Annotated in this window: 14 protein-coding genes; 8 read left to right on the top strand and 6 right to left on the bottom strand. The window is 71.2% G+C overall.

Translation table 11 applies throughout. The features are described from left to right. Positions 1-3: 3 nt before the first annotated feature. The gene (locus tag Q0818_RS11935; RefSeq protein WP_298874980.1) at positions 4-1,320 is read right to left on the bottom strand and encodes an RIP metalloprotease; all 1,317 of its coding nucleotides are present in this window, start codon (positions 1,318-1,320) and stop codon (positions 4-6) included. Between the two features lie 87 nt (positions 1,321-1,407). Here Q0818_RS11935 and Q0818_RS11930 point away from each other — a divergent pair, with 87 nt between their 5' ends. Next, complete coding sequence (locus Q0818_RS11930; RefSeq protein WP_298874978.1) at positions 1,408-3,072, top strand: UDP-N-acetylmuramoyl-L-alanyl-D-glutamate--2,6-diaminopimelate ligase; 1,665 nt, start codon at positions 1,408-1,410, stop codon at positions 3,070-3,072. 79 nt (positions 3,073-3,151) lie between these two features. Here Q0818_RS11930 and dxr read toward each other — a convergent pair whose 3' ends face one another. Further along, positions 3,152-4,234, bottom strand: a complete 1,083-nt coding sequence (gene dxr / locus Q0818_RS11925; RefSeq protein ID WP_298874977.1) for a 1-deoxy-D-xylulose-5-phosphate reductoisomerase — start codon at positions 4,232-4,234, stop codon at positions 3,152-3,154. A 71-nt stretch (positions 4,235-4,305) separates the two neighbouring features. After that, positions 4,306-5,265, bottom strand: coding sequence for an FKBP-type peptidyl-prolyl cis-trans isomerase (locus Q0818_RS11920; RefSeq protein ID WP_298874975.1), 960 nt, complete (start codon positions 5,263-5,265; stop codon positions 4,306-4,308). A gap of 195 nt (positions 5,266-5,460) precedes the next feature. On the opposite strand from Q0818_RS11920, the gene Q0818_RS11915 reads away from it, so the two are divergent. The 4 genes from Q0818_RS11915 to dhaM all read left to right on the top strand — a co-directional run bounded on the left by Q0818_RS11915 (position 5,461) and on the right by dhaM (position 8,644). Beyond that, entirely contained in the window at positions 5,461-6,162 is a 702-nt protein-coding gene (locus Q0818_RS11915) for a 1-acyl-sn-glycerol-3-phosphate acyltransferase (RefSeq protein ID WP_298875762.1), read from the top strand. A 105-nt stretch (positions 6,163-6,267) separates the two neighbouring features. Beyond that, on the top strand, positions 6,268-7,263 hold the full coding sequence (dhaK, locus tag Q0818_RS11910; protein WP_298874973.1) for a dihydroxyacetone kinase subunit DhaK: 996 nt from the start codon (positions 6,268-6,270) through the stop codon (positions 7,261-7,263). After that, on the top strand, positions 7,260-7,904 hold the full coding sequence (gene dhaL, locus Q0818_RS11905; RefSeq protein ID WP_298874970.1) for a dihydroxyacetone kinase subunit DhaL: 645 nt from the start codon (positions 7,260-7,262) through the stop codon (positions 7,902-7,904). The genes dhaK and dhaL overlap by 4 nt, the downstream gene beginning before the upstream one ends. Beyond that, positions 7,901-8,644, top strand: coding sequence for a dihydroxyacetone kinase phosphoryl donor subunit DhaM (gene dhaM, locus Q0818_RS11900; protein ID WP_298874967.1), 744 nt, complete (start codon positions 7,901-7,903; stop codon positions 8,642-8,644). The genes dhaL and dhaM overlap by 4 nt, the downstream gene beginning before the upstream one ends. 37 nt (positions 8,645-8,681) lie before the next feature. On the opposite strand, the gene Q0818_RS11895 is transcribed toward dhaM, so the two are convergent. Then, entirely contained in the window at positions 8,682-9,647 is a 966-nt protein-coding gene (locus tag Q0818_RS11895; protein WP_298874964.1) for a sugar-binding transcriptional regulator, read from the bottom strand. 112 nt (positions 9,648-9,759) lie between these two features. On the opposite strand from Q0818_RS11895, the gene Q0818_RS11890 reads away from it, so the two are divergent. The 3 genes from Q0818_RS11890 (at position 9,760) to glpK (ending at position 13,965) form a co-directional block, all read left to right on the top strand. After that, a complete protein-coding gene (locus tag Q0818_RS11890; RefSeq protein WP_298874962.1) occupies positions 9,760-11,478 on the top strand; it encodes a glycerol-3-phosphate dehydrogenase/oxidase in 1,719 nt (572 codons plus the stop codon). Positions 11,479-11,599: 121 nt separating this feature from the next. Beyond that, complete coding sequence (locus Q0818_RS11885) at positions 11,600-12,355, top strand: MIP/aquaporin family protein (RefSeq protein ID WP_298874959.1); 756 nt, start codon at positions 11,600-11,602, stop codon at positions 12,353-12,355. A gap of 98 nt (positions 12,356-12,453) precedes the next feature. Continuing rightward, on the top strand, positions 12,454-13,965 hold the full coding sequence (gene glpK / locus Q0818_RS11880; protein WP_298874957.1) for a glycerol kinase GlpK: 1,512 nt from the start codon (positions 12,454-12,456) through the stop codon (positions 13,963-13,965). Between the two features lie 258 nt (positions 13,966-14,223). Here the strand turns inward: glpK and Q0818_RS11875 are convergent, their stop codons facing one another. Together Q0818_RS11875 and Q0818_RS11870 are read right to left on the bottom strand one after the other, a co-directional pair. Beyond that, entirely contained in the window at positions 14,224-14,703 is a 480-nt protein-coding gene (locus Q0818_RS11875) for a hypothetical protein (protein ID WP_298874954.1), read from the bottom strand. A gap of 46 nt (positions 14,704-14,749) precedes the next feature. Further along, positions 14,750-15,220: an OsmC family protein gene (locus tag Q0818_RS11870; RefSeq protein ID WP_298874951.1), complete on the bottom strand. Its 471-nt coding sequence runs from the start codon at positions 15,218-15,220 to the stop codon at positions 14,750-14,752. Between the last annotated feature and the right edge of the window lie 34 nt (positions 15,221-15,254).

Raw genomic sequence — 15,254 nt, 5'->3', positions numbered from 1 at the left:
GCGCTACAGCAGCTGCACCGGGTTGAACACGTCGGCGAGGAAGAGCACGCCCCCCATGCCCACCAGCAGGACGACCACGACGAAGGTCACGGGCACGAGCTTCGTGGCATCCACCGGGCGGGCGACCTTGCCGCGCAGCCGCGCGATCCAGCGCTTGAGACCGTCCCAGAGCGCCACAACGACGTGGCCGCCGTCGAGGGGCAGGAGCGGGATGAGGTTGAAGACGAACAGCGCGATGTTCAGGGCGGCGAGCAGACCGATGATCGACTGCACGCGCGCGGCGATCGGTGCGTCGACCGCGGCGTACTCCCCCGCGAGGCGTCCGGCGCCGACGACGCTGAGGGGGCCGTTCGGGTCGCGCGGCTGACCGGTGACGAGGTCGACCGCCGTGTCGTAGACGCGGACCGGCAGCTGCGTCATGATCTGCGCGACCGCACCCACCTGCTGGATGGTCGCCTCGGGCCCGGCCCAGATCGGCTGAGGGACGAGCGCCGACTGCGGGCTGAGTCCCGCGAAGCCGACGCTCTGGAACTCGGGCTGGCCGGCGTCATCGAGCACGGGACGCCCGTCGGCGCCGGTGACCGCGCGGTCGGTCTGCACGGGGGTGATCGTGAGGGTTTGCTCGGCGCCGTCACGCTGGATCACCACGGGCAGGGCCTGGCCCGGCGAGCGCTGGATGATGGCCGCGGCCTCGTCGAAGGTCGACACGGCGGTGCCGTCGATCGAGACGATGGTGTCGCCCGGCAGCAGACCTGCGGCGGCCGCGGGGGCGACGGGGTCGCTCGCCTCGCACGCCGAGCGATCGGCGCTCGCCGGGATCACGCACTGCGACACGGAGGCGACCGTGGTCGTCCCCTGCGCGATGCCGATCCCGCTCACGGCGACGGCCGACAGAACGAACGCCAGCAGCAGGTTCATGATCGGGCCGCCGAGCATGACGATGATGCGCTTGTAGACGGGCAGTTTGTAGAACACGCGGTCGTCGGCGGCGATGAGCGTCTCGGCGTTGGCGTCGCGGGCGTCCTGCACCATGGTGGCGAAGAACCGCGAGCGCTTGGTGCCGGGCTCCGCGTCGTCGGGGGCGGGCGGATACATGCCCGCCATGGAGATGAATCCGCCGAGCGGAAGCAGCTTGAAGCCGTACTCCGTCTCGCCGATCCGCTTGGACCACAGGGTGGGTCCGAAGCCGATCATGTACTGCCCGACGCGCACGCCGAAGAGCTTGGCGGGCAGCAGGTGCCCGATCTCGTGCAGCGCGATCGAGATCGCGAGACCGATCACGAGCACGAGCACGCCGATGAGGAAGGCGATCGCGGTCACCCGGCGACGATACCGCCGACAGCCTTTGAACGGCCCGTGCGGCCACGATGCGGTGTCTGTGCGACCCCGGATGCGACAATGGATCCGATGCCCAGCGACGCCCCCTCGAATCTGCCCCCCGTCCTCCGCCCGGAGCGCCCGCCCCGCCGCGACCTCGCGGAACTGGCCCGCCGATGGGGTGTGCGCACGGTCGGCGACGTCGACGGGACCGTCGTGACCGGCATCACGCTGGCCACCGCCGACCTGCGAGCCGGTGAGGCGTTCGTCGCCATCCGCGGAGTGAACCGGCACGGCGCCGAGTTCGCGGCCACGGCCGCCGAACGAGGTGCGGTCGCCGTCATCACCGACGAAGCGGGCGCCGACATCGCGGCATCCACGGGTCTTCCGATCGTGGTCGTCGACGATCCCCGCGCCCTGCTGGGCGATCTGTCGGCCTGGGTGTACGGCACCGGACCCGACGACGACCTGCCCCGCCTGCTCGCGACCACCGGCACCAACGGCAAGACGAGCGTGTCGCACCTGCTCGAGGGCATCCTCGGGCAGCTCGGCGTCGTCACCGGATTGTCGTCGACGGCCGAACGCCACATCGCGGGCGAGGTCATCGTCTCGCGCCTCACGACCCCCGAGGCGAGCGAGTTCCACGCCCTCCTCGCGCTCATGCGCGAGCGCGGCGTCGAAGCCGTGGCCGTGGAGGTGAGCGCCCAGGCGCTCACGAGGCACCGCGTCGACGGGCTCGTCTTCGACGTCGCCGGCTTCACCAACCTCACCCACGATCACCTCGACGACTATGCCGACATGCGCGAGTACTTCGAGGCCAAGCTCCCGCTGTTCCGTCCCGACCGCGCCCGTCGCGGCGTGGTCTGCCTCGACTCCCCCGCGGGCGCCGAGATCGCCGCGCGCGCGGAGATCCCGGTCGTGACCATCGCCACGCCCGCGATCGCGCACGATGCCGCCGCCGCGGCATCCGCCGACTGGACCGTCGACATCGTCGACGAGCGCCAGGAGGGCACCGAGTTCACGCTGTCGGACGGCAAGGGACGCACCCTCACCACCGTCGTGCCCGTGATCGGACGCCACATGGCCGCGAACGCGGGACTCGCGATCGTCATGCTGCTCGAGACCGGCTACACGTGGGAGCACCTGTTCAGCACCCTCGACGGCGAGCGCATCGATGCCTCCCTCCCGGGCCGCACGCAGCTCGTGTCGGGCTCGCGGGGCCCCGCCGTCTACGTCGACTTCGGGCACTCCCCCGACGCGTTCGAGAAGACGCTCGCGGCCGTTCGGCGCGTCACGCCCGGCAAGGTCGTCATGCTGTTCGGCGCCGACGGCGACCGCGACGCCACCAAGCGCCACGACATGGGGCGCACGGCGGTCGAGGGCAGCGACATCCTCGTCGTCACCGACCACCACCCGCGTCATGAGGATCCGGATGCCATCCGCGCGGTGCTCGTCGAGGGTGCGCGTCGCGCCCGACCCGACGCCGAGATCCACGAGTTCACCCCTCCCGAGCGAGCGATCCTCGAGGCCGTGCGGCTCGTCGGCGAGGGCGACGCGATCCTGTGGGCCGGACCCGGACACCAGGACTACCGCGACATCCGCGGCGTCCGCACGCCGTACTCCGCCCGTGAGCTGTCGCGGCGCGCGTTGCGGGCGGCGGGCTGGGACGTCCCCGACCCGCAGTGGCCCGTCCCCTACCCGGCCGACAGCACGCCGTCGTCCGATCCCGAGCGCCCGGTCGACTTCCCGGCCTGACCCGGCGTCGCCGCCCCAGTCTCGGCGATCACCGCTGGCACGCCTGCGCTCGCCGCGCTGGCGCCCGAGCCGACCACCGTCACCGTGCCGCGATGATCTCGTCGGCGGTGCGGCGTGCCCAGGCCTCGGCCTCGGCGAGCGACTCGCGGGTGAGGGCGGCGGGCGGCTCGTGCCGATCGACCACCCGCTCAATCAGCTCGACGATGCCGAGGAAACCCAGGCGCCCCTCGTGGAAGGCGTCGACGGCCTGCTCGTTGGCGGCATTGAACACCGCGGGGAACGTCGCTCCCGCGCGCCCGACGCGCTTGGCGAGCGCCACCGAGCCGAAGGCCTCCTCGTCGAGGGGCTCGAACGTCCACTGCGACGCGGTGGTCCAATCCAGCGGCGCCCCCACCCCGCCCACGCGGTGCGGCCAATCGAGGCCGAGCGAGATCGGCAGGCGCATGTCGGGCGGCGATGCCTGGGCGATCGTTGAGCCGTCGACGAACTCCACCATCGAGTGCACGATCGACTGCGGGTGCACGGTCACCGCGATGCTGTCGTAGGCGACGTCGAAGAGCAGGTGCGCCTCGATCACCTCGAGGCCCTTGTTGACGAGGGTGGCCGAGTTCGTGGTCACCACGCGTCCCATGTCCCACGTGGGGTGCGCGAGCGCCTCGGCGGGTGTCACGCCGATGAGGTCCGCGCGCGAGCGCCCGCGGAACGGCCCCCCGGATGCCGTGAGCACGAGCCGGCGCACCTCGCTCGCAGCTCCCGCGCGCAGTGCCTGGGCGATGGCCGAGTGCTCCGAGTCGACCGGCACGATCTGTCCCGGGGCGGCGAGCGCGGTGACGAGTTCCCCACCGACGATCAGCGACTCCTTGTTCGCCAGCGCGAGGGTGCGGCCCTCCTCCAGCGCGGCGAGCGTGGGCCCGAGGCCGACCGATCCCGTGATGCCGTTGAGCACGACATCGGCGTCGACGTCACGGACGAGCTGCTCGGCTTCGACGGCGCCGAGGGCGATGTGCTCGACGCCGAAGGCCTCCGCCTGCGCCTCGACGCCGGCGCGGTCGGTTCCCGCGGCGAGACCGACGACCTCGAAGCGGTCGCTGTTGGCGCGGATGACGTCGAGCGCCTGCGTGCCGATCGAACCGGTGGAACCGAGGATGAGAACGCGGCGCATCCCGTCAGCCTACTGAGCCCCGGCCGCCGCGGGCCGCGCCGCACGGGCGGGCCCGCGACGCGTCGGACGGGTTACTGGGCCGCGGGCGCGTGCTGCACGCCGAGGATGTCGACGACGAACACGAGCGTCGAGTTCGCCGGGATCGAGCCCTGAGCCTGGTCCCCGTAGCCGTCGGCGGGCGGGATGACGGCGACGACCTGCGAACCGACCGTCTGACCCTCGAGCGCCTTCTTGAATCCCGGGACGACGGCGGTGGTCGCGAACTGCGTCGGCGCCCCCTTGTCCCAGCTCGAGTCGAAGACGGTCCCGCCGTCGTAGAGCACGCCGGTGTACTGCACGATCACGGTGTCGCCGGGGTTGACCACGTCGCCCGAGCCCTGGCGCAGGTTCTCCACGCGGGTCTCGGTCGGGGCGGGGGTGCTCGGCACGGTGATCGTGGGCGCACCGTTGTCGGCGAAGGTCACGGTGGGCATGCCGTCGGCCGGGGCGACCTCCGTGCCGTCGGCGCGCGTCGGCAGCTCCGCGATCGCGTCGGCCACGAGCACGTAGGCGGGCGAGCCCTCACCCAGGATGCCGGCGGGGAAGGTCGACACGGTGCGCGAGCCGACGGGCACGCACGACACGGCCGCGCCGAAGATCTGCTGGGAGTTGACGATCATGTCCATCCCGGAGGGGTCGGACGACAGCGAGTCCAGCACGACGTCTCCGGTGCTGGCGTCGATCACCGTGTAGTTGGCCTTGACGATGTCGCCGGCCTGAATCTCGTCGCCACTGCCCTCGATGAGGGTGCTGCGCTGGATGTCGCCGGGCGCGAAGCCGTCGGGGCGCGTCACGGTGACGGGGCCCTGGAAGTCGCCCGACACCTCGAGGCCGGCGGGGACGTCGCCGGTGAACGGCGTCTGGCAGGCTCCGGCATCCGGGGTCGCCGTGGCGTCGGGCGTCTGCGCGTCGGTGGACGAGCCGGAGCAGCCGGCCAGCAGCAGCACCGCGACGGCGGCGACGGACAGGGAAGCGATCGGGCGGAAGCGCACGGGAGACCTCTCGGAGGAAGACGGGAAGCCCCCATCCTCGCGCATCCGGCTTTGGTGCGGCTGGGAGAGCGCGGCGCGCGAGCCGCGCGGGAGGCGCGCCGCCCCATGCACGCCCGGGCATGCGGCGGCTAGTAGCCTCGACGGGTGAGTTCCGACCTGCCCGCCGAGACCCCCGCCGCCGCTCCGCCGCAGCAGATGGGCGCGGCCTATGGACTCGGACGATTCCTCATCGCCCCCCTGGCCCGCGCCGTCTACCGTCCGCGTATCGAGGGGCGGGAGAACGTCCCGCGCACCGGTCCGGTCATCTTCGCGAGCAATCACCTGTCGTTCATCGACTCCATCGCCATCCCGGTCGCCGCGCCCCGCCCCGTGCACTTCATGGCGAAATCGGCGTACTTCGAGAAGTGGGCCTCCCGGCAGTTCTTCACCGCCATCGGCGCGATCGCCGTCGAGCGCGGCGCGGGCCAGAAGGCGCTCGACGCGCTCGACCAGCAGCGGGTGCTCCTGGAAGACGGTCGCGCCGTCGCGCTCTATCCCGAGGGCACGCGCTCCCTCGACGGCCGGCTCTACAAGGGCCGCACCGGAGTGGCGTTCCTCGCGCTGCAGACCGGCGCCCCGGTGGTCCCGGTGGGGCTCATCGGCACCGACAAGGCGATGCCGGTGGGCGCGAAGTTCCCCAGCACGAGCGAGCGCATCACGGTGCGTTTCGGCGAGCCCCTCGACCTCTCCCCGCACGGACCGGCCACCTCGGGGCGCGCCCGTCGCGGAGCCACCGACGAGATCATGGCCGCGATCCACGCCCTGAGCGGCCAGGAACTCGCGAACGCCTACAACGAGGCCCCCGCGCAGAACCCGATCGAGCGCATCAAGCAGGTCCTTCCGCACGAGCGCCTCTGAGGCACCGCCTCGCACCCGCCCCCTCGCACTCTTGACGTGGCGTCGCCCGACGAGCATGGTCATGGGAGACGGCCCGAACGGTCGACGCCACAACGAGGAGGCATCGTGAAGAAGTTCGTCAACGACCCGGCCGATGTGCTGGCCGAGGCCCTGCGCGGTATCCAGGCGGCTCACCCCGATCTCCGCGTGGATGCCGAGAACCGCGTCATCCTGAGAGCGGAACCGACCCGCGCGGGCAAGGTGGCCCTGGTCTCCGGCGGGGGCTCCGGTCACGAGCCGATGCACGGTGGCTTCGTCGGCCGCGGCATGCTCGACGCGGCCGCGGCGGGCGAGGTCTTCACCTCCCCCACGCCCGATCAGGTGCTCGCCGCCACGCAGGCGGCCGACTCCGGCGCGGGCGTGCTGCACATCGTGAAGAACTACACCGGCGACGTGCTCAACTTCGAGATGGCCGCCGAACTCGCCGCCGCCGAGGGCGTGCAGGTGGAGTCGGTCGTCGTCGCCGACGACGTCGCCGTCCAGGACTCGACGTGGACCGCCGGCCGCCGGGGCACCGGAACCACCGTCATCCTCGAGAAGATCGTCGGCGCCCTGGCCGAGGAGGGGGCCGATCTCTCCGCCGTCGCCGAGCTCGCGCGCCGCGTCTCCGTCGCCGGACGCTCGATGGGCGTGGCGCTCACCAGCTGCACCGTTCCCGCGGCCGGTCGACCCACCTTCGAGCTCCCCGACGACGAGATGGAGGTCGGTGTCGGCATCCACGGCGAACCCGGCCGCTCGCGCGTGAAGCTGGCATCCGCCCACGAGATCGCGAAGCTCACGGTCGACCCGATCGTGCACGACTTCGGCGACGCGGTGGGTCCCGCGATCGTCCTGCTGTCGGGCCTCGGAGGCACGCCGCTCATCGAGCAGTACCTGCTCTACGGCGAGATCGCGCCGCTGCTGGCCGACGCGGGCGTCGACGTGCAGCGCGTGCTCATCGGCGACTACATCACGAGCCTCGACATGGCCGGTGCCTCGCTCACGGTCGTCAAGGCCGACGACGAGATGCTGCGCCTGTGGGACGCGCCCGTCGTCACCCCCGGCCTGCGGTGGGGCGCATGAGCGGCGCCTCCGTCACGACAGAAGACCTCGTCGCGTGGGTCCACGCGTTCCGTGACGCGGTCCAGCAGCACAAAGACGAGTTGACGCGCCTCGACTCCGAGATCGGCGACGCCGATCACGGCTCGAACATGGCGCGCGGTCTCGAGGCGGTCGTGGCCAAGCTCGACCCCTCGCCGAGCAGTCCGACCGACCTGTTCAAGACGGTGGGGATGACGCTCGTCTCCACTGTCGGCGGGGCCAGCGGCCCGCTCTACGGCACCCTCTTCCTGCGCATGGGCCCCGCCCTCGCCGATGCGGACCCCGTGGATGCCGCGGCCCTCGGCGTCGCGCTCCGGGCCGGCGTCGAGGGCGTCATCGCCCGCGGCAAGGCCGAGGTCGGTGACAAGACCATGATCGACGCCCTCTCCCCCGCCCTCGAGGCGTGGGATTCCGCGGCCGAGGGGGGCGCGACGCCAGCCGACGCCGCGCGTGCCGCAGCAGAGGCCGCCGCGCGCGGCCGCGACGCGACGGAGCCCCTCGTCGCGCGGAAGGGGCGTGCGAGCTACCTCGGCGAACGCAGCGCCGGACACCTCGACCCGGGAGCGGCCTCGGCGACGCTCCTGCTCGAAGCCCTGCGCGACGCCCTGGCGGCCGACGCGTGATCGGCATCGTCGCGGTCTCGCACAGTCGCGCCCTGGCGGAGGCGGCTGTGGAGCTCGCCCTGCAGATGGGCGGGGCCGAGCCCCCGGTCGTACGCGTGGCCGCGGGCGGTCCCGACGGCGACCTCGGGACGGATGCCGTCGCCATCGCCGCCGCGATCGACGAGGCCGACTCGGGCGAGGGCGTGCTCGTGCTGATGGACCTGGGCTCGGCCCTCCTCAGCGCCGAAACGGCTCTCGAGTTCGTCTCGGGTCCCGAGCGCGTGCGGCTCAGCCCGGCACCCTTCGTCGAGGGACTGGTCGCCGCGGTGGTCACGGCCGCCGGCGGGGCGGATCTGGACGCGGTGGCGACGGAGGTGCGCGGAGCGGGCGAGGCGAAGCGGCGTCAGCTCGGCGACGACGGCGCGCCGGCATCCGTCGGGCCCCCGGAGGACGCGGCGCCGTCAGGGGATGCCGCGTCCGCCGACGAGAGGTCGTTCGAGGCGCGGATCGTCAATCCCTCGGGACTGCACGCCCGCCCCGCGGCGACCTTCGTCAAGGCGGCATCGCGGTACGACGCCGACGTGCGCATCGTCGACCTCGACGCCGGCGGCGACGAGGTCTCGGGGCGCAGCCTGCTGGCCCTCATGGCGCTGGGCGTGCGGCAGGGGGCTCGGGTACGCGTGAGCGCGTCCGGTCCGCAGGCGCAGCAGGCGCTCGACGAGCTCCGCACGCTCATCGACGACGGGTTCGGCGAGCGCTGAGGTCGGGCGACCGCGGCACCCCGGGCGGCGAGCGCGATCAGCGCGTGACGCTGAGCAGGCGTCGCGCGAGGGCTTCCTCGACGACGAGCTCGGTGACCAGCCCCGCCGCCAGCGCGCCGCGCAGCCCGTCGAGCTTCGACAGGCTCGACACGACGCAGAACCGCCGCGGGATGCGACGGACGGTGTCGAGGTCGGGTCCGCTGGAGCGCGCGTTGAGCTCGGGGATGTCGCTCGAGCCGTCGGCGCGGTAGAACACCGTCGCGCAGTCGCCGACGACTCCTTCGCGTTCGATGACGGACCGGTCGCGCTCGTCGAAGTAGTCGCCGCTGTAGACGTGCGAGGGCACGTCGGCGTGTGGCGAACCGAGGCCGAAGACGAACAGTCCCACGCGCTGCTGGATCTCCAGCACCGAGCGCACGGAACGCTCCCGCCACATCGCCTGCTTCGTGCGCGGATCGTCGAACAGCGCGGGCACCGGGAATTGGTGCACCGACGACGACCACGCCGCACCGAACTTCGACAGGATCTCCCCGGCATACGGGATGCCGGAGGTGCGGACGTTCGCGGCACCGTTCATCTGCACGATGTGGGTGTCGTGCACGTCCTTCAGCGGCACGTGACGCGCCATGGCCGAGAGCGTGGATCCCCATGCGACGCCGACGGTCATCGACGACTCGACCCGTTCGGCGAGGATCCGCGCCGCCGTCAGGGCGGTCCGCTCCAGGCGCTCGGCCTCGGAGGTGCGCGCCGGCGTGGGCACGATGTGCGCCGTGATGCCGAAGCGGTCCGCGATGCGCTGCGCCATCTGCCCGCGCGCGTCGTCGGGCGGGCTGATCGAGATCGTCACCAGTCCCACGTCGCGCGCGTGCTGCAGCAGGCGCGACACCGAGGAGCGCGAAACGCGCATCTCGTGCGCGATGGCGTCCATGGTGAGGTCCTGCATGTAGTAGAGCTGCGCGGCGCGAAGCGCGTCGCGGGAGCGCTCCTCCGCCTGTGTCGTCACCGTCCGGCCACCTTCATGGATACCATTCTGCACGTTTGTTCAAGGGGCTTGCAACAACGTGCAGACGGGCGCATCCTGATCGTCGTACCAACAACGAAAGGTCGCAGTCGACATGTCGTCCCCTACTTCTTCGCTCCGCGCCGACGTCCAGGCGCTCCGTGACGCCGAGGACCTCGACGTCCTGATCATCGGCGGGGGCATCAACGGCCTCGCCACTCTGCGCGACCTGGCCCTCCAGGGTGTCAGCGTCGCCCTCGTCGAGCGCGGCGACTTCGTGTCCGGCGCCTCCTCGGCTTCCAGCCACATGGTGCACGGCGGCATCCGCTACCTCGAGAACGGCGAGTTCCGTCTCGTGAAGGAGGCGGTCACCGAGCGCAACGACCTGCTCAAGACGGCCCCCCACTACGTCAAGCCGCTCGAGACCACCATCCCGATCTACAAGACGTTCTCCGGCATCCTGTCCGCCCCGTTCCGCCTGCTGGTGACGCACGGTCGCGGAAAGCCCAACGAGCGCGGCGCCCTGCTGATCAAGGTCGGCCTCATCATGTACGACACCTTCTCCCGCGACGGCGGCAGCGTCCCCCGTCACAAGTTCCTGGGCAAGAAGAAGTCGCTTGCGGAGCTGCCGAAGCTCAACAACGACCTCGCCTACACCGCGACGTACTTCGACGCGTCGATGCACGACCCCGAGCGCATCGCGCTCGACGTGCTGCGCGACGGCATCGAGGCCGGCGGCGGGCGCACCCAGGCGGTCAACTACGTCTCGGCGGTCGGCGCCGACGCCAACGGCGTGCGCGTGCGCGACGAGGTCTCCGGCGAGGAGTTCAGCGTCAAGGCCAAGGTCATCCTGAACACCGCCGGTCCCTGGACCGACCTGGCGAACGAGGCCATGGGCCTCAAGACCCAGTTCATGGGCGGCACCAAGGGCTCGCACATCGTGCTCGACAACCCCGAGCTGCTGGCCGCGACCGGTGGGCGCGAGATCTTCTTCGAGCACTCCGACGGCCGCATCGTCCTCATCTACCCGCTCAAGGACCGCGTCCTCGTCGGCACCACCGACATCGACGCCGACCCCTCGAAGCCGGTCGTGTGCACCGACGACGAGATCGCGTACTTCTTCGACCTCATCGGCCACGTCTTCCCCACCGTCGGCGTCGACCGCTCGCAGATCGTCTACACGTTCTCGGGCATCCGTCCGCTCCCCCGCCACGACGACACCGCTCCCGGCTTCGTCTCGCGCGACTACCGCATCGTCGAAGACGAGATCGCCGGCGTCCCCGCGATGAGCCTCGTCGGCGGCAAGTGGACCACCTTCCGCGCGCTCGCCGAGCACCTCAGCATGAAGACGCTGCAGAAGCTGCGCCGCCCCCACCGCGTCAGCACGCAGGGACTGTCGATCGGCGGCGGAGCGGGCTTCCCCGCGACGCCCGAACAGCGTCGGCGCTGGGTCTCCGCGCGCACGAATGCTCACCCCGCCGAGCTCGTGGATGCCATGCTCGAGCGCTACGGCACGCGTGCCGACGCGGTCCTCGCCGCGCTGCCGAGCGAGCCGACCCCGGTGCCCGACGCCGAGGGCTACTACCGCGAAGAGCTGGAGTTCATCGCGCAGAACGAGCAGGTCGTGCACCTCATCGACGTGCTGCTGCGCCGCACGCACCTCGCCTTCGTCGGCGGCATGACCGAGCGGACGCTCCGCGAGGTCGCCGAGGCCGTCGCCGGTCCTCTGGGCTGGGATGCCGAGCGCGTCGACGACGAGATCGCCCGCACCACCGAGATCCTGCGCTCCGCGCACCGGGTCGACCTGGCGCAGGCCGGAGTCGCGCGAATCTGAGAGAACGTGCGGGCGTGCCGTCTGTCGCACGCCCGCACCTCGCGCATAGGTTCGGAACACCGAGCCGCATCACCACCCGAGCCGAAGGTGTCCGGGTGACAGAAGAAAGGTCGATGACGACATGCAAGAAGTGAACCTGGGGCTGTACTTCCTCTCGGAGGTGGTCGGCACCGCGATGCTCATCCTGCTGGGCTGTGGCGTGGTCGCCAACGTGGCCCTGGCCAAGACCAAGGGCAACGCCGGTGGCTTCCTGATGGTGAACTGGGGGTGGGGCCTCGCCGTGTTCGCCGGTGTGATCGTCTCCGCCTACTCCGGTGCGCAGCTGAACCCCGCCGTCTCGATCGGTCTGCTCGTCGCGGGCAAGATCGGTTTCGTCCAATTCCTCGTGGCCGTGGCCGCCCAGCTCGTCGGTGCCATCATCGGTGCGGTGCTCGCGTGGGCGTCGTACAAGCAGCACTTCGACGACGAGCCCGACCCCGCCAACAAGCTGGGCGTGTTCTCGACCGGCCCCGCGATCCGCTCCTACGGCTTCAACTTCCTCACCGAGGTCATCGCGACCTTCGTGCTGGTCTTCGTCATCTTCGGCTTCAGCGATTACGGCGTGGCCGACATCGGCGTCCCCGGTGGCATCGGCGGTCTCGCCGCGGTCCCGGTGGCCCTGCTCGTGGTCGGTATCGGCGCCTCGCTCGGTGGTCCCACCGGCTACGCGATCAACCCGGCCCGTGACCTCGGCCCCCGCATCGCCCACGCCATCCTGCCCATCAAGGGCAAGGGCTCCAGCGACTGGGGCTACGCGTGGGTCCCGGTCGCCGGCCCGCTCGTCGGTGGTCTGCTCGCGGGCCTGCTGGCCCCCGTGCTCCTCAGCCTCGGCAACTGAGCCCGTCGCGGGGGCGTCCTCCGACGCCCCCGCCTCCTCTTCCCTCTTCACCCGTTCACCGAACAAGACATTCACCGAACCAGACAAAGGAGTCCTCCATGGCCGACTACGTCCTCGCCATCGACCAGGGCACGACCTCGACGCGCGCGATGATCTTCGACAAGTCCGGGAGCGTCGTCTCCGTCGGACAGAAGGAGCACGAGCAGATCTTCCCCCGCGCGGGGTGGGTCGAGCACGACCCGCTCGAGATCTGGCGCAACACCCAGGAGGTGATCGGCCTGGCCCTCAGCCGCGCCGACATCACCCGCCACGACATCGCCGCCGTCGGCATCACCAACCAGCGCGAGACCGCGGTGGTCTGGGACAAGAACACGGGCAAGCCCGTCTACAACGCGATCGTGTGGCAGGACACCCGCACGCAGTCGATCGTCGACCGCCTCGCCGACGGTGACCCCGAGCGCTACAAGAGCATCGTGGGCCTGCCGCTGGCGACCTACTTCTCGGGCACGAAGATCGTCTGGATCCTCGAGAACGTCGACGGGGCCCGCGAGAAGGCCGACGCCGGCGACCTCATCTTCGGCACGACCGACACCTGGGTGCTGTGGAACCTGACCGGCGGCATCGACGGCGGCGTGCACGCGACCGACGTCACCAACGCCAGCCGCACGCTGTTCATGGACCTCGAGACCCTCGAGTGGCGCGACGACATCCTCTCCGACTTCGGCGTGCCGCGCTCGATGATGCCCGAGATCCGCTCCTCGTCCGAGGTCTACGGCGCCGTCGAGTCGTCGTCGCTGCTGCGCGAGACCCCGATCGCCGGCATCCTGGGCGACCAGCAGGCCGCGACCTTCGGCCAGGCCGCCTTCGACCCGGGCGAGAGCAAGAACACCTACGGCACCGGCAACTTCCTCATCTTCCAGACGGGCGAGGAGATCGTCCGCTCGAAGAACGGTCTGCTCACCACGCTCGGGTACAAGCTCGGCGACCAGCCCGCGCACTACGCGCTCGAGGGATCGATCGCCGTGACCGGCTCGCTCATCCAGTGGCTGCGCGACCAGCTCGGCATCATCTCCTCGGCCCCCGAGGTCGAGGCCCTGGCCCGCACGGTCGACGACAACGGCGGGGTGTACTTCGTCCCCGCGTTCTCGGGCCTGTTCGCGCCGTACTGGCGTCCCGACGCCCGCGGTGCGATCGTCGGCATGACGCGCTTCGTCAACAAGGGCCACATCGCCCGCGCGGCGCTGGAGGCCACGGCCTTCCAGACCCGCGAGGTGCTCGAGGCCGTCAACGCCGACTCCGGCGTCGACCTGACCGAGCTCAAGGTCGACGGCGGCATGACCGCCAACGACGAGCTCATGCAGTTCCAGGCCGACATCCTGGGCGTCCCGGTCGTCCGCCCGGTCGTCGCCGAGACGACCGCGCTCGGCGCCGCGTACGCCGCGGGCCTGGCGGTCGGATTCTGGGACAACCTCGACGACCTGCGCGCCAACTGGCAGGAAGACAAGCGCTGGGAGCCCGACATGGACTCCGACGAGCGCGAGCGCGAACTGCGCCTGTGGAAGAAGGCCGTCACCAAGTCGATGGACTGGATCGACGACGACGTGCGCTGATCCCACGCCTCACGAACGGAACCCCGTCGGCCCCGCGCCGGCGGGGTTCCGTCGTCCCCGCCCGCACCCGCGGCCTCCCGACCCCACGCACCGCCGGTCCCCTAGCCCGCACCCCGCAGGTGCTCGAGCCCGCACCCCGCCGCCCCCGAGCCCACACCCCGCAGGTCCCCGAGCCCACAGCCCGCAGGTCCCTGAGCTTGTCGAAGGGACCGGTCCCCCTCACGCCGGCCGGGCCACCGGCATCCGGATGCCGAGCGCTCAGCGCCGGGGCTTGGGATACGCCGCGCGCATCGCGTCGGACTGCAGGTAGTCCGACACCCCGATGAGCAGCAGCGCGAAGAGGATCTGCTCCGTGACCACCCAGAACGGATACAGCCCGGGGATGGCCGCCAGGACGAGGGCCACCACGGGGAAGATGCGGCTGAACAGCTGCAGGCGTCGGAAGGCCCAGTACCACCCCGCGTGAGCACGCCACAGGAAGTAGAAGAGGGTCGTGGTGATGCCCAGCACGACCAGACACCGCATCCACACCGCGAATCCGACGTCCTGGCCGGTCGAGCTCATCCACAGGGCGACGACGACCGTCGCGACCCCGAGCACGAATCCGACGGCGAGCAGCACCGTCATCGCGCGGAACGCCCGCCGGACTCTCGGATCGTCGGAGGCCGCGACACGGTGATCGGCCTGGCGACCTCCGGCGATCCGGTCGAGTCGGCGCAGGGCGGGTTCGAGCTGCATGCGCTCACTGTACGACGAGACGCCGGGCCCCCGTCCGCGTCGCCGCTCAGCCGACGGTGATCACCGGTTCGTGCCGCACGGGGAAATTGACCGAGTTGGCGATGAAGCACCACTCGCGCGCCTGTCGATGGGCGGCGGTGGCGGCTTCGATCATCGCCTCCTCGGCGACCGTCACGCGCGGTCGCAGCACCACCTCGGTGAACGCGCCCCCGCTGTTGCCGTCCTCCTTCATCGTCCCCGCGGCGTCATCCTCGTACGAGGTGACGACCACTCCGGTCGTGACGCACGCGTGCAGGTACGACAGCAGGTGGCATTCGCTGAGCGCGGCCAGCAGCAGCTCCTCGGGGTTCCACTTCGCCGGGTCGCCTCGGAAGGGGGTGTCGGCGGATGCCGCGATCGCGGGCTTGCCGTCGACCTCGACGGTGACGGACCGGTCGTAGTCGCGGTATCCGCTCGTGCCGGTTCCCCGGTCTCCGGTCCAGGTCGAGCGCAGGCGGTAGTGGTGCTCTCCGTACATGCCCCCAGTCTGCCCCGTCCCCACGCGTGAGTCG

Origin of the sequence: uncultured Microbacterium sp., assembly GCF_947489255.1 — a bacterium.
GTDB classification, from domain to species: Bacteria; Actinomycetota; Actinomycetes; order Actinomycetales; family Microbacteriaceae; genus Microbacterium; species Microbacterium phycohabitans.
The sequence above is the reverse complement of the archived record's forward strand: the minus strand, read 5'-3'. Positions and strand labels throughout refer to the sequence as shown.